The organism is Mucilaginibacter lutimaris (assembly GCF_042676625.1).
GTDB classification, from domain to species: Bacteria; Bacteroidota; Bacteroidia; order Sphingobacteriales; family Sphingobacteriaceae; genus Mucilaginibacter; species Mucilaginibacter lutimaris.
In genome coordinates this window covers 322,069-347,151 of record NZ_JBHTIA010000003.1, presented here as the reverse complement: position 1 = coordinate 347,151, position 25,083 = coordinate 322,069, and the positions used below count along the sequence as shown (strand labels likewise).

Here is a 25,083-nt window from a genome sequence, read left to right as displayed (position 1 = left end):
TTAATATAATTACTACATTAGTTGCATCGGCTTCTTAAGCAAGCAATACAATTATAAATTTTAATACAAAACAATGCTGGTTATCCTGTTCTGCATAGTACTGCTCATATTATTGGTTAGCTGGGCTAAGGTGAACCCTTTCCTGGCTTTCCTGCTGGTATCCATAACCGCAGGCTTAATGCTGGGTATACCTGTTAATAAAGTTACGGCATCGGTACAAAAAGGCATTGGCGATATATTGGGCAGCCTGCTCATCATTATATGCCTCGGGGCTATGCTGGGCAAACTGGTAGCGGTAAGTGGTGCAGCGCAAAAAATTGCCGAAGTATTGGTAAATGCGGTGGGCAAAAAATACATTCAATGGGCGTTGGTGGCGGCAGGCTTTATTATTGGTATACCTCTGTTTTACGGTATCGGCTTTGTGCTGATGGTACCGTTAATATTTTCGGTAGTTTATAAATATAAGCTGCCCGCGGTTTTTATTGGCCTGCCTATGATAGCTTCCCTATCTGTTACGCATGGTTTTTTACCTCCACACCCATCGCCATCGGCGTTAGTAGCATTATTTCACGCTAACATGGCTACCACCTTTATATATGGCCTTTGTATAGCTATACCAACCATTATCCTTGCAGGGCCGGTATTTGCAGGTTTCCTGAAAAAGATCCCATCTGAACCGTTGGCAACGTTCCGCGCCGAAGAAATGCCAGCCGATAAGTTACCAAGCGCCTTTATAAGCTTTTTTACAGCATTGCTACCGGTAATTTTATTAATGCTGACAGCATTTTTCCCCTACCTGGGCATTAAGGACGAAAAGGCTTTAAAAGTAATGGCATTTCTTGGCGACCCGTCAATTGTTATGCTTATAGCCCTTTTGGTTGCTACGTATACACTCGGCATAAAACAAGGCCGCGGCATGGGCCAGTTAGGTGTAAACTACGTTGATGCCGTAAAAGACATTTCGCTTATACTGCTTATTATAGCCGGATCCGGCGCGTTTAAAGAGGTGCTAACCACCAGCGGCGTAAGTAATGAGATTGCTAACAGCCTTAAGGCTTTTAATATGCCTCCCCTGCTTTTGGGCTGGGTTATAGCGGCCATCATCCGCATCAGTTTAGGATCTGCTACTGTTGCGGGTTTGACTGCCGCGGGTATCGTATCGTCTTTAGTAGTGAGTGAACACGTAAACCCCAATTTAATGGTGCTATCTATAGGTGCCGGCAGCTTGGCGTTCTCACATGTAAACGATTCGGGGTTCTGGCTTTTTAAGGAATATTTTAACCTGAGTATAAAAGATACGTTCAAATCATGGTCAATGATGGAGAGCCTGGTATCTGTAATAGGCCTGGCTGGCGTTTTAGTTTTAAACCTGTTTGTTTAATGGTATGAAAAAGATCTTATCGCTAATAATTTTCGCTATAATTTGCTGCACGGGCTTGTATGCCCAAACACCCGAAGGTAAATTTTTCACCTCTTTCGATGGCACGAAGATCTATTACGAAGTAAAAGGAAACGGCTTTCCCGTGATATTACTGCACGGCTTTACCGGTACCAGCCAGGGCTGGAAACATGGCTCGCTTTATCCAGCATTAATTGAGGCAGGGTACCAGGTTGTTATACTGGACCAGCGCGGTAATGGCCAGTCGGACAAGCCACATACCGATGCAGGTTACAACAACGACGCAGAAGCTAAAGATGTAATGGCCCTTGCATCAAGCCTGGGCTTTAAGAAATACAGCGTGGTAGGATATTCGCGCGGTTCCATCATCACATCGCGCTTAATGGTGCTTGATAAACGCATCAATAAAGCTGTAATGGGCGGTATGGGTGTAGATTATACTAACCCCGAATGGCCGAGGCGCATTCATGCGTACAAAGCGTTAATGGGTGATACCACAGTGTATGATGTAGATGATATGATGGTTTGGATCCGTAAGAATAATTTCGATAACCTGGCGCTGGCTTACCAGCAAAAACACCAGCCAAGTACAAGTGCTAAAGAACTTGCGGGTGTAAAAATACCTGTGTTATTAATAGATGGTGCTGATGATACCACAAACGGAGACGTTACGGTTTTACAAAAAATGATACCAGGTTCTAAGTTTATAACCGTACCCGGTGATCATAATAGTGCAGGGAAAACTATACAGTTTTCGGCAGCTATACTTAGCTTTTTAAAATAAATGGTTAAACTATTGGTATAATAATCAATCTATATATGTGTAAGTTTTATGGCTTACTATTTGTTAGAGTGTTTTATATTATAAAGATACATACCATGAAAAAGTTACTCATATATGGAGGCTTGTTACTATCATTAACCACTACGGTTAACTTTAGTGCACAAGCGCAAGAAAGCAAAGGAATAAGTAAACAAGGTAAAGGCGCTATTATAGGTGGTGCCGGTGGTGCCGTTGCAGGCGCGCTAATTGGTAAAAGCGTTGGCGGTGCCGTAATTGGGGGCGCTATTGGCGCTGGTGGTGGTTACATTATTGGTAATGAAGCCCGCAAACGCGAACAAAAAAGAAAACATGCTGCCTGGCTGGAACGCCGCCGCGCATGGAAACGTGCACATCCGGGTAAGGCGTATCCATATTAATACAGCACAATATAAACTATACCAGCCTCCGTTTAATAAACGGGGGCTTTTTTATTGCTATCTGAGATACTCTAATACATGCTATTAACCGCTTGTAAATTAAATCTAAACATTATAATATTTCCTATTAATAAGTTAATTGTGGTATCTTTGGGCCATAGCCGGTCAAATAAGATATGGTAGCATACTACCTATAGATGCCTTCGTCCTGCCATCATATATTTTTCATCTTACTTTAATATCTTTACATACTTTTTTAATTTTTACTTACTGATATGGTTAAGCGTATTTTAGTATTGGATGACAACCAGGACATTCTTGATATCGTTCATGAAACTCTTACTTACGAAAACTTTGAAGTAAAAAGTACAGGCGCAAGCGAAAATGTAATGCCTTTGGTTGAACAGTTCGAGCCCGATTTGGTTATACTTGATTTTAGGGTTGCGGGCCAAAACGGTGGCGAACTTTGCCGCAGTATTAAAGCGCATCCTAAATTTGGCAATGTACCTGTTATTATATTTTCGGCATATATCAATCACGAAGCCGACCTTTATGCCTACGGCTGCGATGCCATCATCAACAAACCTTTTGATCTATCGGAGTTGGTGGAGAAGGTTAATAGTCTGATATCATAGAAAATTTCAATCATAAAATAAAGGCCATTTGTTAGCTAACGGATGGCCTTTATTTTAGCCCCACGCGTCGTTGCGAGGTGGGTTGAGCTGTCATAGTGAGCCTGTCGGACCATTTGCCGCGAATATAAGTCTTCGACATGCTCAAACTGACAAGCAAAATATTTTCAAAATAAAAACGGCCCCGATCAATCGGGGCCGTTTTACTATATATTAGGGTAATTATTTTACCTCTTCAAAGTCAACATCTGTTACGTTGTCGGCACCACCTTCCGGCTGGCCACCTGCAGCCTGACCTGCGTCAGCGCCTGGCTGGCCACCTGCTTCGGCAGATGCTTTGTACATATCTTCAGATGCAGCAGTCCATGCGGCGTTAAGCTCTTCTTGTGCTGGTTCAATAGCAGCAAGATCTTTAGCAGCATAAGCTGTTTTCAATTTTTCGAGACCGGCTTCAATAGCGCCTTTTTTGTCGGCAGGTATCTTATCACCGTATTCTTTCAATTGTTTCTCGGTCGAGAAGATCAGGGCATCGGCAGAGTTCAGTTTCTCAACTTCTTCTTTTGCTTTTTTGTCAGCATCAGCGTTTGCTTCAGCTTCGTCCTTCATCTTTTTGATCTCGGCATCAGTTAAGCCTGATGAAGCTTCGATACGAATCTTTTGCTCTTTACCGGTTGCTTTATCTTTTGCAGATACATGTAATATACCGTTCGCGTCAATATCAAAGGTTACTTCAATTTGAGGCACACCGCGAGGTGCCGGTGGTATACCATCCAGGTGGAAACGGCCTATGGTGCGGTTGCCCGATGCCATTGGGCGCTCGCCCTGTAATATGTGGATCTCAACAGATGGCTGGCTATCAGACGCTGTAGAGAACGTTTCTGATTTTTTGGTTGGTATAGTAGTGTTAGACTCTATCAATTTAGTCATTACACCGCCCATAGTTTCGATACCTAATGATAACGGGGTAACGTCTAACAACAATACATCTTTAACCTCACCGGTTAACACACCACCTTGTATAGCTGCACCAATGGCAACAACCTCATCTGGGTTAACACCTTTTGAAGGGGCTTTACCAAAGAATTTTTGTACGGCATCCTGTATAGCAGGGATACGGGTTGAACCACCTACAAGTATAACCTCGTCGATATCTGATGTGCTGTAACCTGCATTTTTCAAAGCGGTTTTACAAGGCTCTATGGTACGTTTGATCAAACTATCAGCCAATTGCTCAAATTTAGCACGGCTTAAAGTTTTAACAAGGTGTTTAGGGCCTTCGGCACCTGCGGTAATGTATGGCAGGTTTATTTCTGTTTGAGTTGAGCTTGATAATTCGATCTTAGCTTTCTCAGCAGATTCTTTTAAGCGTTGCAAAGCCATTGGGTCTTTACGCAGGTCAACACCTTCGTCGCTTTTAAACTCATCTGCCATCCAGTCAATAATTACCTGGTCAAAGTCGTCACCACCTAAGTGAGTATCACCATCGGTAGATTTTACCTCGAACACGCCATCACCCAACTCCAGTACAGATACGTCATGCGTACCACCACCACAGTCAAATACCGCTATCTTCATGTCTTTGTGTGCTTTATCCAAACCGTAGGCAAGGGCAGCAGCAGTAGGCTCGTTAATAATGCGGCGAACTTTTAAACCTGCAATTTCACCTGCTTCTTTAGTAGCCTGGCGTTGTGCATCGTTAAAGTATGCAGGTACGGTAATAACCGCTTCAGTCACTTCAGTTCCTAAAAAATCTTCAGCAGTTTTCTTCATTTTCTGAAGTATCATTGCAGAGATCTCTTGCGGGGTATATTTACGGTCGCCAATTTCAACACGCGGGGTGTTGTTGTCGCCTTTAACTACTTTATAAGGCACACGGCCTACTTCACTGGTAACCTCGTTAAAGTTGTTACCCATAAAGCGCTTTATAGAATAAATAGTTTTTGTTGGGTTTGTAATGGCCTGGCGTTTTGCCGGGTCGCCCACTTTACGCTCACCGTCGTTAACAAAAGCTACAACAGAAGGCGTAGTACGTTTTCCCTCGCTGTTAGCAATAACTACAGGTTCGTTACCTTCCATTACTGATACGCAGGAGTTTGTTGTTCCTAAGTCAATTCCAATTATTTTAGACATATTATGATTTGTTTTTTCTTGATAATTAATGCTTCCACACCTATTTATCAATGCCTGTGCCAATATGCATTTGGCAGAAAAAATAATGGTAGGGTGTCAGTTAGCTTACAAACCGTCAGGATAACTTACTTTTCGGTGACAGGTTGGCAGTAAAAAATAGCGTGTAATCTTTTATTGCAACTGAAACAAAACATCATATATTCACTTTATAATATTTTTATAACTACTGCATAATCGCTTAAACACTATACAATTGAAAAACAATAACATTTTAAAATTATTCCGCCCGTATGAGGTATCCGGTTTAACAAGGTTGGGCCATGAGTTTGATGGTGGTTACATTGTTCATTCACCAAGCCTTAACGATGCTGATTACTTAATTAATTACGGCGTAGGCTACAACGTTGTTTTTGAAAAGGACTTTTATAAAACAACAAATAAACCAACCCTTGCTTTTGACCCCACGCTAAAAGATCTTAAACCAATTTTTGAAAAGCTTTTTAAGGGGCAGGTTATTTATTTTTTACGTCATTTAAAAAATTACCTGGGATGGAAAAAAACAGAGGCAACCTTACCGGAGTATAAAATTGATTTTATTGAAGAAGGAATAAGCGACGTTGATACCCCGAAATATAAAACCTTTAAATATCACTTCGATAAATATGGTTTAGCAGATAAAAGCATCATTTTTAAACTTGATGTGGAGGGTTATGAGTATGCGGTATTTAAGGATGAAACCATATATCCTTTGTTAAATAACGCGGTGCAAATTTATATTGAGTTCCATTCTCTTAAAGAAAGGCTGCATGAAGCGGCAAACATTATAGCAAAACTGCAAGAAACCCATTCACTGGTACATATACACGCGAATAACCATAGCGACTTTTTCAATTATGAAGGCGAAATGGTTCCGGATACCATAGAGGTTACGTTTTTGTTAAATAAATATTTGCCGGTAAAAGAACCATCAAAGCAGAAATATCCTATAGAGGGACTCGACCGCCCATGCCACAGGTTAAAGCCGGATCCTGAATTGACTTTCTTTTATTGATCGCAGTAGCTTGGCGGGTTACGCCGCCGCTATCAAAACTTTATTCGGCCGGTTCTATCCAGTTGCCATCGCCTTTAATGATGCCTATAAGTTCATCAAGGGCATTGGCCGAGTTAATGTTTTTCTTTACAGCCTGTTGCCCACGGTATAGGGTAACCTTATCCGTGCCCGAGCCTACGTAACCATAATCGGCGTCGGCCATTTCGCCGGGGCCGTTTACAATACAGCCCATAATGCCGATCTTTAATCCTTTCAGGTGGCTTGTACGGCTGCGGATCATTTGTGTGGTAACCATCAGGTCGAACAATGTGCGGCCACAGCTTGGGCAGGATATATATTCTGTTTTTGAGATACGCGAACGGGTTGCCTGCAAAATACCAAACGCGGTTGAGGTTATAATACCGGTTGGCACCTGAGGAGCATCAATCCAGATGCCATCGCCAAAACCATCAACTAATAATGCACCCAGGTCGGTTGCAGCATAAAGTTGTAGCAGCGTAGTAGCCCCCTCTAAATCTCCCCCGATAGGTGAGACTTCTTTTCCTGCTTCCTCTCCTTCGGAGAGGGCTGGGGTGAGGCTTATATAGCTGCGTTTAACAATCACCGGTACATCCAGTCCCAACACCTGGAGTTTCATAAAAAAGGAGCGTTGGTCGGCCATGCCATGCAGTTCATCCGTCTCCAACACAAATACCAGGCTTTTATCAAGCGGTATCAGTCCAAAAGCATCTGTATCCAGGTCGGCGTTTTTAATCCGAACTAAATTAAGGGCCGATCTGCGGTCGGTATCTGCGCTTATGTATTCCTCTAAAGTAAAAACCGGGTGGCAAAGCGTTTTATCGCTTAGCTTTTGCCAGGTTGCGTAATTATATAGTTGCTTTAAGTTACCGGGTAAAGTAAAAGACGGCAAGCTATCGCCCATGTAAACAAAATCTACCGATTGCTCAGCCATATTATATTTATCCAGCAGCGCCGAGTACAGATACCCGGCATCATTCATCACAGCGGGGTCTTTCAGGTTTGCGGCAGACAAATCTACAACTACCCTTGGCACCATGTGTCCGCCTATAAACGCGTTAACCTCGTAGGTTTCGCGTTTTTTATATTCGTACGGGGAATGAGGCCTCACCCCATCCCTCTCCAAAGGAGAGGAGGTTGTATTTTCTTTCTGACTTTCGACTTTTGACTTTTGACTTCGAAGCGAATAGCGCTTCACCAGCGCAATGGCAACCGGGGCTTCGGCCTCGGGCTCTTCGGTAAGCGACACGCGGACGGTATCGCCGAGGCCATCTTCAAGTAAAGTACCAATACCTACGGCAGATTTTATCCGGCCATCCTCGCCGTCGCCGGCTTCGGTTACGCCAAGGTGAAGCGGGTAATTCATACCTTCGGCAACCATGGTTTGTACCAATAAACGGTAAGCCTGCACCATAACTTGCGGGTTACTGCTCTTCATGCTTACTACCAAGTTGTAATAGCCCAGTGTTTCGCACATGCGGATAAACTCCATAGCGCTTTCTACCATCCCTTGCGATGTATCGCCGTAACGGCTCATGATACGGTCGCTCAGCGAGCCGTGGTTGGTACCAATACGCATGGCAGTACCATACTCTTTACAAATGTTTACCAGCGGGGTAAATTTTTGAAAGATACGTTCCAGTTCGCCGCGGTATTCCAGATCGGTATATTCTATGGTATCAAATTTCTTTTTATCGGCATAGTTACCGGGGTTTACGCGTACTTTTTCGACAATACGGGCAGCCACTTCGGCAGCGTTTGGCGTAAAGTGAATATCAGCAACCAACGGCACATTGTAGCCGCGCATGCGGAGTTGCTTTTTAATTTCGGCAAGGTTATTCGCTTCTTTTATGCTTGGCGCCGTAATGCGCACATACTCGCAGCCTGCATTAACCATGCGGATGGTTTGTTCAACCGTACCAAGAGTGTCCATGGTATCAGTTGTAGTCATGCTTTGAATGCGGATGGGGTTATTGCCCCCCATTGGCACATCGCCAATAGCAACCTCGCGGGTTACAAAACGCGAATAGTTTGTTAATGAGTTACAGTAACGGCCTTGCAGCATTTTTACAGCATCAGCATTCATGCAGGAGTAGAATTAATGAATTACAAATTTAAGGATAATGTTTGAAGGAAATAGCAAGGTTGTTAGGATGTTGCTTTAAGCTTACAACTCTACAAACGAGTACCCTTAAACTGATGAAATCTATGTAGAACTTAGCTTATTGAACACACTTTTTCCGCCTTTAAAAACAATTACGATAACCAAACCAATTACCAGGCCTGCACCTAATTCCCTAATGATTGATGGAAGATCGGGAAGTATATGATGCAAATAGCCTATGTTATGTATAAATATACCGCCGGCAACTAACACCAGCGCAACAGTCCCCACAATACTTAGTAACTTAATAACTAAGGGTAAACCCTTGATCAGTAAGTTTCCGATAAAATAAATAAAGCCATTGCCACCTGATGTTCTAACCAGCTTGTGGCCGGCGTCGTCCATGCGGATGATGATAGCTACTAAACCGTACACACCAATAGTAGCCAGAAATGCAACGGCCGACACCGTGATAATCTGTATAATAAGTTCCTTTTCCAACACTGTCCCTAAGGCTATGATCACAATTTCGGCCGACAGGATGAAGTCGGTTAGTATGGCCGATTTGATCTTGGCTTTTTCGGCGATGCCCTCATCCGAATGGCTTTCTTCAATAACCGCGTGAGTAGGCTTTTTACTATGAAACAAAAATTCAACTACCTTTTCTACTCCCTCATAAGCCAGGTAACATCCGCCTAAAACCAATATTACTTTAATTGCTATCGGAAAAAATACATTTAACAAAATCGCAACAGGGACAATAATTAGCTTGTTAATAAATGAACCTTTGGTGATAGCCCATAATACGGGCAACTCGCGGTCTGCTAAAAAGCCGGTAGCCTTTTCGGCGTTAACTGCAAGGTCATCCCCTAAAATGCCTGCTGTTTTGCGCGTGGCCAGTTTAGTGGTCACGGCCACATCATCCATCAACGTGGCTATATCATCTAAAATAGCAAAGAACCCTGAAGCCATATACCAATAACCCGTTACATACCGATTAGTTTAGCAGTTATTTGTTTTATTGTGTCATTAAGACAAGAAAAAACGGCATAATTCCTTATATTGGGGTTATTAATACGGCTACATGAAAAGGATCTTCTACCTCCCGCTTATAATCAGTATATTTTTATCCTGCAAAAGTACAACAGGCGATAGCGACCAGGATACTACTGCCGCAGGCCGGTTAGATCAATCGCAGGATCTGATGCACCAGTTTAAACCTTTGATAAACGGTTTATGGGTAAAAAAGGACTACATTAAAAAAGTAAAGAAAAGTAAATCGCCGCTGGAGGCCGTTGAAAAAGGGGTTGGCATTACGGTAATGTATATCGATACAGCACAGCTTAAGGGCGATAGCATTATGGTGCCTGTTGTGTTAAATAACCACGAAGGCGCTAATACAGCGTTGCGTTTCCAGGCAGGTAAAAATACTACCACCGTTGAACTTGGCAACGATGAGTTGAGCTACAAGGTAAAAAATGGCGATACCACGCTCATTATTTACAGCTATAACGAAAAAACCAAAGAAACAAACACCGCCCAATACATAAAAGCCATGCAAAATAAACCAGCCGGGGGCTTAGCGCAGGGAATGAGCTTTATGATCAATCAGGCAATACTATCCGGTGATTATGAGGGTACAGACGCCTCGGGCAAGAAGATATTGGCAAAATTTGATGATAATGGCAATGTAACCGGTTTACCCGGCCTAACTACCTATTTTGTACAAAACGACCTCATCGCCGACCCTCAGCACAGCCACGACGAGATCATTTTTAACCTGAACACTGAAGGTCAGAAAGCGTACTCATTCATATTTAACAAGCGCACCTTAAACCTTTATGATAGTGCAGATAAGACCCAATCTAACAAACCCTCATTCAGCTTAAAAAAGAAACGGGAATAAGCTATTTATTTGCCTCCAAATATTTGTAAATAGCAATCAGGTCATCGTCGCCAAAGTTTGCACTTGCAGCTTCAAACGTCTTTAATGCCGCTTCCCCTAATGGTGTGGTTAGCCCAATATCGCGCGATAGCTTAAGGTCTTTCACAATATTGTTTAGGCTAAAAGCTGCTTTAAAATTATCGTTAACTATGGCGTCACCTTTTAGTTTAGTATACGGGTTTGCAATTGCGGCGTTACCTATGAGGTTCAGCAAAGTTTCGGGCGCTATACCGTTATTTTTCGCGAGGATGATAGCCTCCGCCAGTCCCTGTGTGTAAAAGCTAAGCAAGGTGTTAATAGCCAGTTTCGCAGCATTACCGGAGCCCGTTTCGCCTACGTTTACTGCTAATTTCCCGATAGTTTCTAATACAGGCTTCACTTGCTCAAACACATCTGCTTCGCCACCAACCATAATAACCAACTGGGCGGTTTCGGCTTGTTTAACACTGCCGGACACAGGCGCGTCCAGGTAATTTAAGCCCTGTGCCTTACATAAAGCCGCCATCTTTTTACTTATTGCTGGCGAAACGGTACTCATGTTGATGATTACTTTACCGCCCACATCAGCCTTTAATAAACCCTCTTCACCTGTAAATATCTCGTTAATGGCTTTGTCATCGGTTACCATTATTATAACAACATCTGTTTGATGTAAAAGCTGTTTAGGTGTTGTGGCCGTACCTGCTCCCTGCTCTTTTAAAACAGCCTCTTTGTTTTTATGCCTGTTATAAACGGTTACCTCATAACCTGCTTTTAACAATTGCTGCGACATAGGGTTACCCATTAAACCAAGGCCTATCCAGCCAATTTTTGTTGTACTTGTCATGATAGATTAACAGTATTTGTGGTAACAACGTTTTCGTCGAAATACTTTTTTACAAGCAGATTGATAAACCGTTTTAAATAGGTTTCATTAAAAAACACGTTCGACCAGTTATCGAACCGCTGCGCCTGTATACCGAGATAAAAGAAATACATACTCACCCCTAACATAGGTAGCAAACGCTTTTCTTCGTCTGATATTTTAATAACCGATTCGTATCCGGCTAAAAAGCTGTTCAATTTTTCATCCCTTTCGGTCACAACTTTTTCCGTGCTATGCAGCTGCAATATATAGTATGCAATATCGTAACACAACCATCCATTGCCGGAAAAATCAAAATCGAATAAGTTTATCTGCCCTTCTTTGGTGATGTTAAAATTATCGAACCAAATATCCATATGCACCGCGCCTACCCTTAATTGTGTTGTATTCGCTTTGCCCAACTCATCCATCAGAAACACTTGGGTTGATACCATCCATTGCATTTCTTCGCTATTGGCAGGAAGAAATTCCTTGATGTATTCTAACGGATCTTGCAATATAACTTTAGGCGTATATTTCACTCTTTGTAACTGCATACTATGGGTAATCTGGTGGATGCGGGCCATGGTTTCGCCAACCTTGTAATGAAAATTAGCAGAAAAATTCAATTGCTTATCCCCTGCTGCAAAAGAGAAAAGCACGCCATAGCGTGTCCCTTCGGGGGCATTTAGTTCGTGAATGTAATTTCCGGCAGCATCTTTTATAGGGTAGGATACCGAGATACCAGCTTCTCGCAGCAAATTCAATAGCCTGAGCTCTTCGGATATTTCTAATTGTGTACGCCAATTAAGGCTGTAGATCCTGAAGACAGCCTTGCTCTCGCCGTCAGTAACTAAATAGCTATGGTTGATGCCCGTTTTTAGTAATTTGCAGGTAGCGCCTGCACTAAATCCGTATTTATCCTGCAAAAACAAACCGATTTGCTTTGACGATAGTGTAGAGTTACTGACCGGAAAATTTTGCATGATAAAAGTTTTGGGGCTGCAAAGAAACAAAAACGCCACTGCTTTTTAGCAATGGCGATGGATATTATCGGTTAATAATGCCCTTTTAAAGAATATATACTCAGGGTGTCATTATCGAAACTGTAAACTATGCGGTGTTCTTGATTTATACGCCTTGACCATTTCCCCGTTAACGCATGTTTCAATGGCTCTGGCTTTCCTATCCCTTCAAATGGAGTTTCTCTCATCGAAGATATTAACTCACTAATTTTCTTTTGCACACCTACATTGCCGCTTTTCTTCCATTCTTCAAGATGAGCTAAAGCAGCAGAAGTAAATATTACTTCCATAAATTACCTGTGTCCACTTTAATACCTTTTCCAGCCTTAATTTCTTCTTCACCTTTCAGCACCATATCTACAAATGCAGGGTCGTATTCATCCTTTTCCTCTTCGAATGAAATTTTGAATGCTTTCATAAATGCCTTTAAGGCATCAGATTGCTCTTGATTTTCAGGATGTACAATTAATGTTTCCATATTCAAATTTAAACTTTTTTGGTTATTTAAGTCATCCTTAAACAGAAAAGTTGCAAGCTATAGCAACCTGCAACTTTTCATAATATAATAAATTTCTATTTACACCGCATCAGACAGGGAGCTAAATGTAAAGTCCCTGATCTTCATTGGCGGGATAAGGTAGCTGCGGTAGCTTTCTACGCTGATACTGCGTTCCTGTTTGCCAAGGGCTTCGAGGTTGTTCAGCATAATAACCGGGCTCTCGTTAAACCTGAAGTTTTTTACCGGGAACATGATCTTACCGTTCTCAATATAAAATGTACCATCGCGTGTAAGCCCTGTTAATAGCAACGATTGCGGATCAACCATGCGGATGTACCATAGCCTTGATACCAGGATACCTTTTTCGGTGCCTTTTATCAATTCTTCCAGACTTTGGGTACCGCCTTCCATAATAATATTGCTTGGGCCCGGAACAGGCTGCACGCCTTTCTTTTGCGCCCAAAAGCGCGAGTACGAAAGATTTTTTACTACGCCTTTATCAATCCACATCGTTTTTTCGCGCGGAAGACCGTCACCACCCCAGGTAGCACCGGGCAGGTCGGAGTTAAAAGGGTCTGAATAAATAGTAACCTTAGGGTCAACCAACTGCTCGCCCAAACGCGTACCCCCGCCTTTTTTACTCAGGAAGCTACGGCCTTCCTCCGCGCTCCGCGCATCAAACCGGAACATATTTTCCAGCATATATGTTGCCGCTACCGGCTCTAATATTACGGTATATTTCCCCGGCTCAATGGCGCGGGCACCTACAGATGCATTGGCTTTCATACAAGCTACGCGCGTTGCCGAAGCCGTATCCAGTTTAGATACATCGGTAAAGCCGCGTGCCGCATAGCCAGATGTTGTCCCCCCCTCGTTACGGGTAGTAACCGAGAAGGTGACATCGCTGCTTTTGTTGTAAGCAAATAAACCCTTAGAATTCATCACCGCGTTAAAACCGCTCGAATTTTCTAAAAACCCTGCCGCAAAAAGTTTGGCATCTTTAGTAACCTGTAAGCTTTTGCCCACCATTTCGGCACGGCTCTCGGGCGTCATGGCTGCTGTATTGGCGTTATAGGTTATAGATTCTTTAAACTCGCTTTGGCCAAGCATCGGCATATATTCCGAATTTTCGGGGGCAAGCTGCGCCAGTTCTTCCGAGCGGCGCACAACGCGCTCTAAAGATGCATCATCAAATTGGTCTATAGTAGCCGACCCAGCCTTTTTACCATAAACAGATGTTACGCTAAGGCCAACAGTACTAATATCACCCGCTGTTGAAACCGCGTTTAACGCATAACGTACGTTACCGCCTTCGCTGCCGCCAAGGTTTACCTCGCATTCGTCGGCTTTTGAATAGCTAAGCACTTTCTTTAATAAAGCCTGTGCTTGTTCTTTTGTATATATAGGCATATTTTATCCGATCTTTCTTTTTGTGTTAATTACATTAACACCGTTAAACCTTGCTGTTGACGATCCGTGCGATACCGCGCTGCTTTGACTGGGCTGCCCCTTACCATCGTTGAACGATCCGCCTAAACGGTAATCGCGCTGGTCACAGACCGCGGTACATGAGTTCCAAAACTCCTGTGTATTGGCCTGGTAGGCAACGTCGTTGAGCATACCGGCTATTTTGCCATTCTTAATTTCATAGAATAGCTGCCCTCCGAATTGGAAGTTATAGCGTTGCTGATCTATAGAGAATGATCCATCACCAATAATGTAAATACCCTTTTCTACATTCTTGATCATATCGTCAACCGCCAGCGGTGCTTTGCCCGGCTGCAGCGATACGTTTGGCATACGCTGGAACTGCACATCCTGCCAACTTTGCGCGTAGCAGCAACCCTGCGATTCTTTTAAGCCAATGATATGCGCCTGATCACGAATGGCCTGGTAGTTTACCAGCGTACCTTCTTTTATGATGTCCCATTTTTTGGTGGCAACGCCTTCATCGTCGTATCCAACTGCGCCAAGGGAGCCGACTTCAGTTTTGTCGCCGGTTACGTTAACGTTTTTGCTACCAAAGTTAAACTTGCCGCTTTTCCATTTATCTAAAGTAAGGAAACTGGTACCGGCAAAGTTAGCTTCGTAGCCCAGCACACGGTCAAGCTCGGTTGGGTGGCCCACCGATTCGTGGATGGTTAACCAAAGGTGACTTGGATCAAGCACTAAATCGTACTTACCCGGCTCTACCGTTTTAGCAGCTATTTTTTCAGCGGCTTGTTTGGTAGCAAATTTCATGTCTTCCATCATATCGTAACGCTTCTTATAGCGGGGCGTGATACCGGCAACCGTTTCTGATGCCATAGGCACCAGGTATTCGTAACCCATACCAACCGGCGAACTTAACGAACGGCGGGTCTGGAACGAATTTGTAGCGCTATCTATTTTGGTAACGTTAAATGAAGGAAACAGCCTGTGGATATCCTGGTCTATATACGAACCATCGGTAGAGGCAAAATATTTTTGCTCGTTAACCGCAAATATGGTTGAGTTTACAAAGTTGGCGCCGCCGTTCATGGCTATAGCATTAGCGCCAAGTAAAAGGTCTACCTTTTCTTTAATGGGCACCTCAAAGGCATTCTTCTCGATAGGTGTTTTCCAGCTTACCTCGCCATAACCTTTTTGAGGGGCCAGTTGTACCGGCGCACTACCCAATTTGGCATTAGCTTTTGCAACGGCCACGGCACGTTTAGCAGCTTTGGCTATGCCCTCTTTGGTCACCTCGTTTGTTGCAGCAAAACCCCAGCAACCATTGGCAATAACGCGGATGCCGATGCCATACGATTCGGTATTGGCAACATTGGTTACGCGGTTTTCGCGGGTGATGACAAACTGGTTAAGGTAACGGCCTATACGCACATCGGCGTAGCTTGCGCCCGCGCTTTTTGCGGTATTAAGCCCAACATCGGCCAGCTCTTTTTTAATGCGCACATCAACGCCCTCAAGCGCCTGCTGCACATCAATGTTTTTACCAAAGCCATCTAACGACGGGAGCATCATTGCCCCCGCGCCAACGCCGGTTAAAAAAATAAAGTCTCTTCTTCTCAAAGTTTATCCTCCAAAAATTAATTTCAATTATAGCCTCTCCCTGCCCTCTCCTTCGGAGAGGGTTCTCAACCAAATATTTTTTTAAGTCCTCTCCCTTCCGAGAGGATTATTCCATGAGGGCTTCGCCGTTTAGGAGAGGCCCTTTGTTTCTACCCAAAGGAAAGTACATGCTGCAAGCAACAAGATATAAAAATATATTTTAGGCACATCAATCCGAACTTTTTGCTGTATCTGTTTTGTTACATTGCCGCTTATTTCGTGGGACTTAGCATATTTTTCAGTAGCCGACAATTTAGTGGCCGCTTGTGCTGCCCTCCAATCACTATTGGCAAATACATACCAGCTTTTACCCTGCATATTTTGCCAGCCACTTGCCGCGGGCCAATACTGCGCGGTATATTCAAATGGCACATTGGGGCTTTGTACAATTGCAACAGTTTCATTATTTATTATAACGGGGGATGCCTTGCCTTGCGCAAACTGCAATTGAACAGGACTGCCAATGTAAGGCGGTGATAAAAACTCAATTTCATCCTGTACCGCGTTGTCCTTCCGTGCGGCATTTGTGATCAGTGCCGACCATAGCGCGTTATAGTCCGCATTGTTACCTCTAAGCATCCAGCTAAAAGTGGAATTTATTGTAGTAAAAACCACCCGTCCCGAGCCCACTATTGTATTGCTTGCTAATATTTCCCCGTGTGCAGTTTTTACCAATGGCTTAGTACCATTTCTATAGATAATATTTGCCATGCCGTAATTTAGCTTACCAATACTGCTTTTACCGTTTATAATAACCGAAGCAGCACCGGGCTCTTTACCCCCCGCCCTATCTACCGGGAACTGCCTTTGCAGCCAGGATGTTTTTTCTATAGTATCCGCGCGTACAATAAGGCCAAGGCCGTTATCGGTAACAGCTTGTTTCAGCGCCCCTTCTTCGGCCGGGCTTAAACCATTTAATACTGACAGATCTCCTATTACCACATCAAATTCATCAAATATTTGCGCCGATAGTTTATCTGAATTAAACTGGGCGATATTAATGTATTCGCTATTGAATTTGCCTTTGCTGATAACCGAGCGCAAAGCAACAGCGTAGCCGTTTCCTGTTAGCCAATTCTTCAAAAACTTACTCTCAAAATCCGGCGAAGCCGAAAGCATTAAAATTTTTAAAGGTTTAACAGCGCTAACTTGTATGGGGATGCTACCCTGTACAGCAGTATCGGTACTCAGGCTAAATACCATTTTCCCTGTAGTTTTAGGAGAGGCGCTTAAGCTAAATGATGTTTGTGTATTTGCCGGCAGTATAACCGAATCCAAACCTGTATTTAATCCGCTTAAAACCAATTTTACTTTTTGTGCCGATGTGTTGTTATAAATCCCCTGCACATGTAACGGCTCCCCAGCTTTAAGATGGCCGTTCCAACTAACATGACTAATTCCGGAAGGGGCTTTCGCTGGATGAAATATAAATGGCATGCTATCCAGTTGTGCCAATTCATCTGCACGCAATCCGTAACCATAAACATGCAGCTGGTCTGTTTTATTTAATTCATCCAAACTGTTAATGAGTTTCGCTTTAGGATACCTTTTTTTATCGGCAATATCGGTAGTAACCACACTTGTGTCTGCCGCCTTAATGCTATCCACATCAAAACCATCGGTCAGTAAAATAACTTTACGTTCGGCAGATCTGCTGCTTACCCCATTATAAGTAATTGGTAAAGCAATACATGCCAGCGACGCCACGGCAATAATAACCGCCAATATCCGCAGCCACAAATTTCGTTTATTGACACGGCGGTACTCCTGCCATGTAAAGCCAATAGCCAGCAAAACGCAAAGCGTAGTAACGATATATGTCCAATTGGCCTGCATTAACGGTTAGCTTGTTTTAGGTTTTTAAAATACTGTTTAGACAGGCCCATATCTGCCGGACTTTTTTTGGATGCCGGCATCGCTTTAAGCGCTGTTAACGTTTTTTGCAAAGCACGCTCTACCGTGTTTACATCTGTAAGGTTTGCCTTTGGTGCCGATAATATGCGGCGCATAGCGTTTAGCGCTGGCAGGTAAATGCCCGGTTGTGCTGATGCCCTCATGCTTAGTTCCTGGTTAGCAACTTGAAGCAACGGGTTGTTAGCCCGACTAAGTACCAGATTAATTTTCAATTCTTCTAATACGTTTACTGCTTTTTTTAGTGCCTCCATCTGGTCGGCAGGAGCTTTAATTTCCAGTTTGTTTATGGGTTGGATAATTTTGTCAAGCTCACCGCTTAGTCGCTTTTCGGGCTTAAAGGGAGGAGGGTTGTAAGCCGTTTTTGCTACGTATGATCGCGACTTTTGCTGAAGGTCTTTAAGCAGCCGTAATGCCTTGTACGCAAAAGGCAATGCCGCCTGCGGCTTGTAAAGGCGAAGCTGTAATTCGGCCTTCCACATTTCGGTTAAAGTGGCTTTTAACTGCGCTTTTATAGCGGGTTCAAAAAAGCCCGCGTCCTCGGCATTATCGTGGTCGTCGGTATATTCTTTCAGTATCTTGGTAGCGTTGCTAAAATCTGACGGGTCGGCGGGGTCATTATTTGGCGCACCAATAGCATCTTCACCTTCTTCACCCAAAAACTTGCCATAACGCAGGCGCAACAACTTTTGGTCGATACCGAGATCGTTACTGCGGGCATTAAATTTTTCTACGCTGATGCTGTCCTTATCTTTCAACAATTGCTCGGCATCGATAATAATTTGGCGCTCGCTTCTAAAAAACTCGGGCTTAACGTTTACGCCCGATAGCACGCCATTCATACTCAACAATTCGGCAGTATCCTGAATGCTTACGGTATACACATCAGTGCGACTAAGCTGCTTGTGCGTATCCTGCGCCTGTATATAAAAGTACAGTTCATCGCCGGGCTGCATATCCAGGCTTGGCAGGTTAATTAATTTTTGAAGGTTGTATTGCGGTTTGTGCGCGTCAAATCCCTCCGAAAAACTCAATTTGTACTCTTTAAACTTTACGCCCTCGCCACGGCCTTTGGCAACAGTTGCTATAATGGTTGATGCAGCTACCCCATAGTCATCATTTACGGTAGCGTTGATGCTTACTTTTGGCGCTTCGCCTGCATCTATATATGTATATTGCTTTGGCGATTTAATATGGATAACCGGCGCCCCATCCTTAACCACCTGAATATAATAGTAATCGGATAGCTTACCATCGATATTTACCTGATAGAAACCCGGCTTAATAATTTGCCTGGAAGCACGCCATTCGGTATGGCTCTTACTACTTTGCAATGTTATTTCGCCATTTTTTATAAACTGAATAGCTATTTTCTTAACAGCGATATTGGTTTTGATAACCCAGCCAACTGTAGCCCCTTCCTCTGCCGATAGGTTAAACTTATCCTGCGTGCGTTTTGGTTTGCCCGTATAAGCAGGCGGGGTAATACTAATTTCGATACCGCTGATTTGAGGCAGTACGTTTTCGGCCATATCCATGGTGCCGGGCGCGCAAACAGCAACCGGGCGGTTTGGTCCGTAAAATATCCGTTCGATGTGGAAGATCTTTCCTAATCCCCATATTAACCCGGTAGCTATAATGAGCGCGAAAAATGCCGTTACTAACCGTTTAGCAAAAGGCTTGTGAGATATTTTCAGATCAGCCAATACAGCTGCTGTTTTTGAAGAAGCGATAACCTGCAATGGGTTTAACTCATGGGCAGGTAACAACAAAAGCTGACTACTCTCTTGTAATTCGGGGTATTCTTTATTTAAAAAAGCTGCTATCTTTTCGTCCGTCATCCGCCACGGGCGGTTAACAGCCAGTAAAATTGCAAGTGTAACGGGAAAAGTAATAAAGCCACATAACAGGTTTGGCGACCATAAGTAATACACCAGCGCACCAACATACAAAGCCGCGTACAGCGAGTATAGCACATCCTCCAGCACCTGGTAAATTACCCAACGGCGGCGCAGGCTTTGTATCTTATGTAACCCGCCTTGTTCAGCCATTGCTTATGGTTTTAGTTTTGTGCGCGAGGATCCGCTCGGCAATAAATACAACTACCAATAACATCCAAAAATATCGCGACATATCAGTTTGTTCTATCGGCTTAGCTGATGCTATACTTTTATTTTCAGTAACCTTATAAGGCATAATCTGCGCATTGCTTAACGCGCGCTTATCATATTTCGCGGATTGAGGCTTATGGGGTTCAATCAGCTTGAGTACCATCTTAGGGAATGCGTCATTCCAAACTAAGTCGCTCCACAAGGGATTAAAACGGCTGTAAAAATTGTAAGTATTACCATCTAAACCTAACACAGGTTTGCCAAACCCATCTTTCCAGATAGCTTCATCACCAGCTTTGGAGGCTATAGAACGTGCTAACGCGATGTGCCCCGGTTCTACCCACGTATTTACATCCGCAGCTTTGCCAGCCTCATACCTGAAAATATTTTTACTGTTTTTTGCAGAGCTGCTTACCGCCTGCTCCGACAACCAGAATAACCAGGTTTGTCCGCCAGGAATCTGCGATGCATTGGTATACTGTTTAATAACAGCTTTCTTTCCGCTAAAGCTAATCGCTGCTGAGAGGGCTGCTTTTAAATAGTTGGCATCCACACCATATTTATCGGTATAAATAGCTATGCGTGTTGTACCTGTTTCAACAGCAATTGTGTTTGAACCTTTTAAACTAACTATCGGGTGCCCGTTTTGGCTACTTACACTTATATCCCGGTTACCACCGTTTTGCAAAATTTGGTTAGTGTAACTTGTACCGGCAGGGCTGCTGTTGCCGATAGTTAATTTTATTGACCCGTTATTTGTTAGCGATGCTGAGGCGATCCATTTACTAACCGAGTCTGCCACGCTATACGTTTGCCAATGCAGGTTTAAATCGACTGACGGTTTACTGCCTTTGTAATAATTGATACCATTCGGTGTAAAAATATATACCGACATAACCGACGACACCCTGCTGTCTAAAGCCCTCACCAAGCTCCAGTAATTAACATTGGCGGCGGTATCTTTTATAGTAGTATCGGTTAATAGCTTGTACAAATCTTTTTTTGCAAATCCCCTGTCAAAATAATGGAACTCATATCCGGCTTTATTTAATGAATCGACCACAGGTTTAAACTTTTGGTAGGTTTCTTTAAAATTCTCCTTTGGGATGAGCAGCCAACCCTTTACCTTTTGTGTTGATGCAGCCTTTTGCCAAACAGGCCATGCCAGCAGCATTGCCAACAACGCCAACAGTAAACAACGCAGTAATAGCAGCAAAATATCCAGCAGTTTAAAACTGCTGCTGGTACTTTTTGAGGCCTCGGTTATGAGCGATATGCTACCAACCTTTAACGTTTTGCCCGGCCGTATATTCCACAGGTGGATTATAACCGGGATGCTGATAGCTGCCAATGCAAAAAACCAGGCAGGGTTCAAAAACTGCATCATTGTCTTGCCCCCTTTTTACGCTGCACCAAAAATGCCCGCAAGGCCTCATCAAGCGGTTGCGCTGTACTCACCATTTGATATACGATGCGCTTTGCCGCCAGGTTGCTTTTTATAGCGGTTAAATGTTCCTGCAAACGCCGCTTATAAGTATCCTTAGCACGTTGGGTATTTACCTGTATGGTTTCGCCGGTTTCCAGGTCCTCAAGCGTACTAAAACCTTTAAAGTCGAGATCCAGTTCGTTTTGTCCCATCAAATGAAATACGATGATCTCGTGCCGCAAAGCAGACAAAGAATTGAGCAGCATGTTTATTTCTCCATCCTGCTGGTACATATCGGTCACAAAAACCAATAGTTCCTTGCGGCCATCGCCTGCAAAAAGTTCCCTATAATGTACGGGTTTAGTGAACGCCCCTGCCGGGTCAACCTGTTGAACGTTATGAAACAAGCGTTGAAGATGCTGCGGATCGGGCTTGGATGGCATCGAGAAAAGTTCGCCATCTTTAAAAACATTCAACGCTACCGAATCGCCTTGTAGATTGGCAAGGTAGGCTAATGAAGCAGTTAATGCTTTGGCATATGCTATTTTCTTAACCCCGTCGTCATCGTGGTTCATAGATGCGCTTGCATCCACCAAAAACCTAATAGAGATACTGGTTTCCACCTCCGATTCGCGGATGTAGTACCTGTCGCTGCGGGCAAACATGCGCCAGTCCAGCCAGCGCAGGTCGTCGCCCGGTTGGTAGCTGCGGTACTGGCTAAACTCTAACCCGGGGCCTTTAACAGTACTTTTATTAAACCCATTCATAAAGCCATCAATAACCGTTTTCGCCAGCAATGGCAAATCCTTAATGGTCATTAATACTTTAGGGTCGAGCATTTAGCCTCCTCTAAATCTCCTTAATGAAGGAGACTTTAATTAAATAATTTACAAATTTCTTTTCTGGACCCTTCCTTTGGAGAGGGCGGGATTAGGCACTACAAAGCCCCTTTGCGCGCTACAACTTTTATCAGCTCTTCGGTCACCCTGTCCGAGTTGATGCCCTCTGCTTCGGCTTTAAAGTTCATGAGTATGCGGTGTCTTAAAACGGCCGGGGCCATGGCGTGTATATCCTCCATCAGTACCGAATACCTGCCTTTTAGCAACGCCCTTGCTTTGGCCGTTAATATCAAAGCCTGCCCGGCGCGCGGGCCTGCGCCCCATCGTACCCATTCTTTCACATAATTAACAGTTGTTGTATCAGGCCGGGTAGCGCGGATCATCTCGCTAACATAACGGGTTAGGTCTTCATTAATGGTTACCTGCCTTACCAGCGCTTGCGCCTGTATAATTTCCTCGGCGGTTATTACGGCCTGCACATCTGCCTTTTTGGTGCCTGTGGTGCGGTTTAGTATCGCAAATTCTTCTTCGGGTGTGGGATAGCCTATCTTGATCAACAGCAAAAACCTGTCTAACTGCGCTTCGGGTAAAGGATAAGTCCCCGCCTGCTCTATGGGGTTTTGGGTTGCCAGGATAAAGAAGGGCTTATCCAGCGGGTAAGTTTGCCCGCCATAAGTTACCTCAAACTCCTGCATGGCCTCCAACAATGCCGACTGCGTTTTAGGCGGCGTCCGGTTGATCTCATCAGCCAGAATAATATTGGCGAAGAGCGGGCCTTTGTTAAACTTAAAGAAACGTTTCCCGGTAGACTGATCTTCCTCCAGTATCTCGGTACCTATTATATCCGTAGGCATCAGATCGGGCGTAAACTGGATACGCCTGAACGCCAGGTGCAGCGCCTGCGACATGGTTTTTACGATAAGCGTTTTCGCCAATCCCGGCACCCCCTCCAGCAGGCAATGGCCCCCGGCTAAAAAAGCGACAAGTAATTCATCTAATATGGCATCCTGCCCAACAATAACCTTTTGTATCTCGGCTTTTAATTGCGGCAGCTTTTGCAGCAGGGCTTGTATATTTTTTTCGGTAAGTTCCAATGTGTTCAATGTTTAAGCTTTTCAGCGCTCCGTTTACTCACCCCGACATCGCTTTGCTTGCTGACCCTCTCTTCGCGAGCAAAAAGAGGGTTTTAGCTCCCTCTCCTTCGGAGAGGGTTGGGGAGAGGCTGACAAGGCTACAAGATATTATCCTTTCAGCTAATTACCATGCTTTTTTATCAAAACTTCAACAAAGTATCTAAAACTTTACAAGTTCATCTGTTAATAAGTAGATGCGGGCAATATTTTTGTTCTAATTTTAGTCCCGATAACGATCGGGATTTAATTACAGATGGCGTACGGACAAAAATTTACTTTTACAAGGTTAAGCTACCATAGCGGTGATTGGGATACCGATCAGCGGATGCCATCAAACCTGCTTAACTCCTTACTGGAGTACACTACCATCCCTATTAATGAGCATGAAAAGGTTATCCCGCTAAGCAGTGACGATATATTTGCCTATCCTTTTTGCTACCTCAGCGGCCACAAACTGGTACAGTTTGATGCTAAGGAGAAAGCTAACTTTAAAAAATATGTGCAAAACGGCGGCTTTGTATTTGTTGATGATTGCAATCACGATATCGATGGGTTGTTCGCCAAATCCTTTGAGGCACAAATGGCTGCTTTGTTTGGGCCGGCTGCTTTAAAAAAGATCCCGAATAACCATAAGCTTTACAACTCCTTTTTTAAGTTTGAGAAAGGGCCGCCAACCACTTCCTTTGAGCTGAACGGCTGGGGCGACGACCTTGTACACGATTACCTGAAAGCCATTGAAATAAATGGCCGCATTGGTGTGCTGTACAGCAGTAAAGATTACGGCTGCGAGTGGGATTACGATTTCCGCAACAAGCGCTTCCTGGCCGAAGACAACACCAAATTTGGGGTAAACATTATTGTTTATGCCATGAATTCTTAACCAGGTAAAGTCATTTTTGCTTACCTTTCGCACAGTTTTTACGACAATGGCACAAGACGGTTACTATATATCGCAGGGCAACGAAGAAAAAGGCCCTTTTACTATAGAAGAGTTAATGCAAATGGGTATCGACCTGGATACCCTGGTACTATCGCCTGGTGCCGACGACTGGCAGCGCGCGGCAGATATGCCCGAATTTTTCAACTACTTTGAGGCTAACGGTATATATTTCCCTACCGAGGATAACCTTGGCGGCTTTGGGTGGAGGTTGATGGCTTATATTGCCGACACGTTCATCATGTCGTACCCCATAACTTTTTTAAGGCCCGCGGGTTTTGCAACGGTTTACAACAGGGCCATGGAAGGCAATGCAACGGTAGACGACCTGGTATTTATGCTTAAATTTAATTTCACCAGCTTTTTGGTGGTGGCGTTATACCATACCATATGCGAATTTTCGCCGCTACAGGGCAGTATTGGTAAAAAAATGTTCAGGCTGCTGGTTGTTGATGCCGAAGGCCGTAAGCTGAGCTTTGGCAGGGCGCTACTGCGTAACCTTGGCAAGTTTGTTTCGGGCCTGGTTATCATGATAGGCTATCTGGCCGTACTTTGGGACGACCGCAAACAGGCTTGGCACGACAAATGGGCCAATACCTATGTCCTGATCAAAAACCGTTAGTAGGTTAGTATTTCAGTTCCCCTCTTAAGAGAGGGGTTAGGGGTGTGTTATAAAAGCGATAAGACCTGTAAATCTGCCATTCCAGGCAGAAAATGTTCACGTTCACGTTTGCACAAGTGCAGCACAAATCATGAACCCGCTAATAATCAACCTGTTCGCTGATAAAG

22 protein-coding genes are annotated in these 25,083 nt (G+C 43.9%); 8 read left to right on the top strand and 14 right to left on the bottom strand.

Annotation, left to right across the window (positions count from 1 at the left end; genetic code table 11):
• Nucleotides 1-73 precede the first annotated feature (73 nt).
• The 4 genes from ACFQZI_RS02220 (at nt 74) to ACFQZI_RS02205 (ending at nt 3,234) form a co-directional block, all read left to right on the top strand.
• Complete coding sequence (locus ACFQZI_RS02220; RefSeq protein ID WP_377137936.1) at nt 74-1,381, top strand: gluconate:H+ symporter; 1,308 nt, start codon at nt 74-76, stop codon at nt 1,379-1,381.
• A gap of 4 nt (nt 1,382-1,385) precedes the next feature.
• Nucleotides 1,386-2,183 carry an alpha/beta fold hydrolase gene (locus ACFQZI_RS02215; RefSeq protein WP_377137934.1) on the top strand — a complete coding sequence of 266 codons (798 nt, stop codon included), beginning with the start codon at nt 1,386-1,388 and terminating at the stop codon, nt 2,181-2,183.
• Between the two features lie 95 nt (nt 2,184-2,278).
• Entirely contained in the window at nt 2,279-2,599 is a 321-nt protein-coding gene (locus ACFQZI_RS02210) for a hypothetical protein (RefSeq protein ID WP_377137932.1), read from the top strand.
• A 275-nt stretch (nt 2,600-2,874) separates the two neighbouring features.
• Nucleotides 2,875-3,234: a response regulator transcription factor gene (locus ACFQZI_RS02205; RefSeq protein WP_377137930.1), complete on the top strand. Its 360-nt coding sequence runs from the start codon at nt 2,875-2,877 to the stop codon at nt 3,232-3,234.
• Between the two features lie 219 nt (nt 3,235-3,453).
• Here the strand turns inward: ACFQZI_RS02205 and dnaK are convergent, their stop codons facing one another.
• Nucleotides 3,454-5,391, bottom strand: coding sequence for a molecular chaperone DnaK (gene dnaK / locus ACFQZI_RS02200; RefSeq protein WP_377141714.1), 1,938 nt, complete (start codon nt 5,389-5,391; stop codon nt 3,454-3,456).
• 223 nt (nt 5,392-5,614) lie between these two features.
• On the opposite strand from dnaK, the gene ACFQZI_RS02195 reads away from it, so the two are divergent.
• Nucleotides 5,615-6,412: a hypothetical protein gene (locus ACFQZI_RS02195; protein WP_377137929.1), complete on the top strand. Its 798-nt coding sequence runs from the start codon at nt 5,615-5,617 to the stop codon at nt 6,410-6,412.
• Between the two features lie 40 nt (nt 6,413-6,452).
• On the opposite strand, the gene ispG is transcribed toward ACFQZI_RS02195, so the two are convergent.
• Both ispG and ACFQZI_RS02185 read right to left on the bottom strand, forming a co-directional pair.
• The gene (gene ispG, locus ACFQZI_RS02190) at nt 6,453-8,516 is read right to left on the bottom strand and encodes a (E)-4-hydroxy-3-methylbut-2-enyl-diphosphate synthase (protein WP_377137927.1); all 2,064 of its coding nucleotides are present in this window, start codon (nt 8,514-8,516) and stop codon (nt 6,453-6,455) included.
• Nucleotides 8,517-8,636: 120 nt separating this feature from the next.
• The gene (locus ACFQZI_RS02185) at nt 8,637-9,506 is read right to left on the bottom strand and encodes a DUF808 domain-containing protein (RefSeq protein WP_377137925.1); all 870 of its coding nucleotides are present in this window, start codon (nt 9,504-9,506) and stop codon (nt 8,637-8,639) included.
• 112 nt (nt 9,507-9,618) lie between these two features.
• Between ACFQZI_RS02185 and ACFQZI_RS02180 the strand changes: the two genes are divergently transcribed.
• Nucleotides 9,619-10,440 (top strand): hypothetical protein, encoded by an 822-nt coding sequence (locus ACFQZI_RS02180; protein ID WP_377137923.1) that lies wholly within the window; start codon nt 9,619-9,621, stop codon nt 10,438-10,440.
• A gap of 1 nt (nt 10,441) precedes the next feature.
• On the opposite strand, the gene ACFQZI_RS02175 is transcribed toward ACFQZI_RS02180, so the two are convergent.
• The 11 genes from ACFQZI_RS02175 to ACFQZI_RS02125 all read right to left on the bottom strand — a co-directional run bounded on the left by ACFQZI_RS02175 (nt 10,442) and on the right by ACFQZI_RS02125 (nt 23,318).
• Nucleotides 10,442-11,305 (bottom strand): NAD(P)-dependent oxidoreductase, encoded by an 864-nt coding sequence (locus ACFQZI_RS02175; RefSeq protein ID WP_377137921.1) that lies wholly within the window; start codon nt 11,303-11,305, stop codon nt 10,442-10,444.
• Nucleotides 11,302-12,309, bottom strand: a complete 1,008-nt coding sequence (locus ACFQZI_RS02170) for a phosphotransferase enzyme family protein (protein ID WP_377137919.1) — start codon at nt 12,307-12,309, stop codon at nt 11,302-11,304. Before ACFQZI_RS02170 ends, ACFQZI_RS02175 begins: the two co-directional genes overlap by 4 nt.
• 71 nt (nt 12,310-12,380) lie before the next feature.
• Nucleotides 12,381-12,638, bottom strand: coding sequence for a Txe/YoeB family addiction module toxin (locus tag ACFQZI_RS02165; RefSeq protein ID WP_377137917.1), 258 nt, complete (start codon nt 12,636-12,638; stop codon nt 12,381-12,383).
• On the bottom strand, nt 12,629-12,826 hold the full coding sequence (locus tag ACFQZI_RS02160; RefSeq protein ID WP_377137915.1) for a DUF2683 family protein: 198 nt from the start codon (nt 12,824-12,826) through the stop codon (nt 12,629-12,631). The genes ACFQZI_RS02165 and ACFQZI_RS02160 overlap by 10 nt, the downstream gene beginning before the upstream one ends.
• Before the next feature lie 99 nt (nt 12,827-12,925).
• Entirely contained in the window at nt 12,926-14,257 is a 1,332-nt protein-coding gene (locus tag ACFQZI_RS02155; RefSeq protein WP_377137913.1) for a TldD/PmbA family protein, read from the bottom strand.
• Nucleotides 14,258-14,260: 3 nt separating this feature from the next.
• Complete coding sequence (locus ACFQZI_RS02150) at nt 14,261-15,898, bottom strand: TldD/PmbA family protein (RefSeq protein ID WP_377137911.1); 1,638 nt, start codon at nt 15,896-15,898, stop codon at nt 14,261-14,263.
• 129 nt (nt 15,899-16,027) lie between these two features.
• Entirely contained in the window at nt 16,028-17,773 is a 1,746-nt protein-coding gene (locus ACFQZI_RS02145) for a hypothetical protein (protein ID WP_377137909.1), read from the bottom strand.
• Nucleotides 17,773-19,899, bottom strand: coding sequence for a hypothetical protein (locus ACFQZI_RS02140; RefSeq protein ID WP_377137907.1), 2,127 nt, complete (start codon nt 19,897-19,899; stop codon nt 17,773-17,775). Before ACFQZI_RS02140 ends, ACFQZI_RS02145 begins: the two co-directional genes overlap by 1 nt.
• Nucleotides 19,892-21,346, bottom strand: a complete 1,455-nt coding sequence (locus ACFQZI_RS02135; protein ID WP_377137905.1) for a BatA domain-containing protein — start codon at nt 21,344-21,346, stop codon at nt 19,892-19,894. The genes ACFQZI_RS02140 and ACFQZI_RS02135 overlap by 8 nt, the downstream gene beginning before the upstream one ends.
• Complete coding sequence (locus ACFQZI_RS02130; protein WP_377137903.1) at nt 21,343-22,224, bottom strand: DUF58 domain-containing protein; 882 nt, start codon at nt 22,222-22,224, stop codon at nt 21,343-21,345. The genes ACFQZI_RS02135 and ACFQZI_RS02130 overlap by 4 nt, the downstream gene beginning before the upstream one ends.
• A gap of 98 nt (nt 22,225-22,322) precedes the next feature.
• The gene (locus ACFQZI_RS02125) at nt 22,323-23,318 is read right to left on the bottom strand and encodes an AAA family ATPase (RefSeq protein ID WP_377137901.1); all 996 of its coding nucleotides are present in this window, start codon (nt 23,316-23,318) and stop codon (nt 22,323-22,325) included.
• Between the two features lie 292 nt (nt 23,319-23,610).
• On the opposite strand from ACFQZI_RS02125, the gene ACFQZI_RS02120 reads away from it, so the two are divergent.
• Together ACFQZI_RS02120 and ACFQZI_RS02115 are read left to right on the top strand one after the other, a co-directional pair.
• On the top strand, nt 23,611-24,237 hold the full coding sequence (locus ACFQZI_RS02120) for a DUF4159 domain-containing protein (protein ID WP_377137899.1): 627 nt from the start codon (nt 23,611-23,613) through the stop codon (nt 24,235-24,237).
• 46 nt (nt 24,238-24,283) lie between these two features.
• Entirely contained in the window at nt 24,284-24,916 is a 633-nt protein-coding gene (locus ACFQZI_RS02115; protein WP_377137897.1) for an RDD family protein, read from the top strand.
• Nucleotides 24,917-25,083 lie beyond the last annotated feature (167 nt).

Excerpts from the sequence above, each read along its gene's own strand:
- ACFQZI_RS02160 (WP_377137915.1), bottom strand. The coding sequence starts at position 12,826 with ATGGAAACATTAATTGTACATCCTGAAAATCAAGAGCAATCTGATGCC.
- ACFQZI_RS02175 (WP_377137921.1), bottom strand. The coding sequence starts at position 11,305 with ATGACAAGTACAACAAAAATTGGCTGGATAGGCCTTGGTTTAATGGGT.
- ACFQZI_RS02185 (WP_377137925.1), bottom strand. The coding sequence starts at position 9,506 with ATGGCTTCAGGGTTCTTTGCTATTTTAGATGATATAGCCACGTTGATG.
- ACFQZI_RS02145 (WP_377137909.1), bottom strand. The coding sequence starts at position 17,773 with ATGCAGGCCAATTGGACATATATCGTTACTACGCTTTGCGTTTTGCTG.
- ACFQZI_RS02120 (WP_377137899.1), top strand. The coding sequence starts at position 23,611 with ATGGCGTACGGACAAAAATTTACTTTTACAAGGTTAAGCTACCATAGC.
- ACFQZI_RS02140 (WP_377137907.1), bottom strand. The coding sequence starts at position 19,899 with ATGGCTGAACAAGGCGGGTTACATAAGATACAAAGCCTGCGCCGCCGT.
- ispG (WP_377137927.1), bottom strand. The coding sequence starts at position 8,516 with ATGAATGCTGATGCTGTAAAAATGCTGCAAGGCCGTTACTGTAACTCA.
- ACFQZI_RS02135 (WP_377137905.1), bottom strand. The coding sequence starts at position 21,346 with ATGATGCAGTTTTTGAACCCTGCCTGGTTTTTTGCATTGGCAGCTATC.
- ACFQZI_RS02165 (WP_377137917.1), bottom strand. The coding sequence starts at position 12,638 with ATGGAAGTAATATTTACTTCTGCTGCTTTAGCTCATCTTGAAGAATGG.
- ACFQZI_RS02220 (WP_377137936.1), top strand. The coding sequence starts at position 74 with ATGCTGGTTATCCTGTTCTGCATAGTACTGCTCATATTATTGGTTAGC.
- ACFQZI_RS02170 (WP_377137919.1), bottom strand. The coding sequence starts at position 12,309 with ATGCAAAATTTTCCGGTCAGTAACTCTACACTATCGTCAAAGCAAATC.
- ACFQZI_RS02130 (WP_377137903.1), bottom strand. The coding sequence starts at position 22,224 with ATGCTCGACCCTAAAGTATTAATGACCATTAAGGATTTGCCATTGCTG.
- ACFQZI_RS02180 (WP_377137923.1), top strand. The coding sequence starts at position 9,619 with ATGAAAAGGATCTTCTACCTCCCGCTTATAATCAGTATATTTTTATCC.
- ACFQZI_RS02115 (WP_377137897.1), top strand. The coding sequence starts at position 24,284 with ATGGCACAAGACGGTTACTATATATCGCAGGGCAACGAAGAAAAAGGC.
- ACFQZI_RS02210 (WP_377137932.1), top strand. The coding sequence starts at position 2,279 with ATGAAAAAGTTACTCATATATGGAGGCTTGTTACTATCATTAACCACT.
- ACFQZI_RS02215 (WP_377137934.1), top strand. The coding sequence starts at position 1,386 with ATGAAAAAGATCTTATCGCTAATAATTTTCGCTATAATTTGCTGCACG.
- ACFQZI_RS02205 (WP_377137930.1), top strand. The coding sequence starts at position 2,875 with ATGGTTAAGCGTATTTTAGTATTGGATGACAACCAGGACATTCTTGAT.
- ACFQZI_RS02155 (WP_377137913.1), bottom strand. The coding sequence starts at position 14,257 with ATGCCTATATATACAAAAGAACAAGCACAGGCTTTATTAAAGAAAGTG.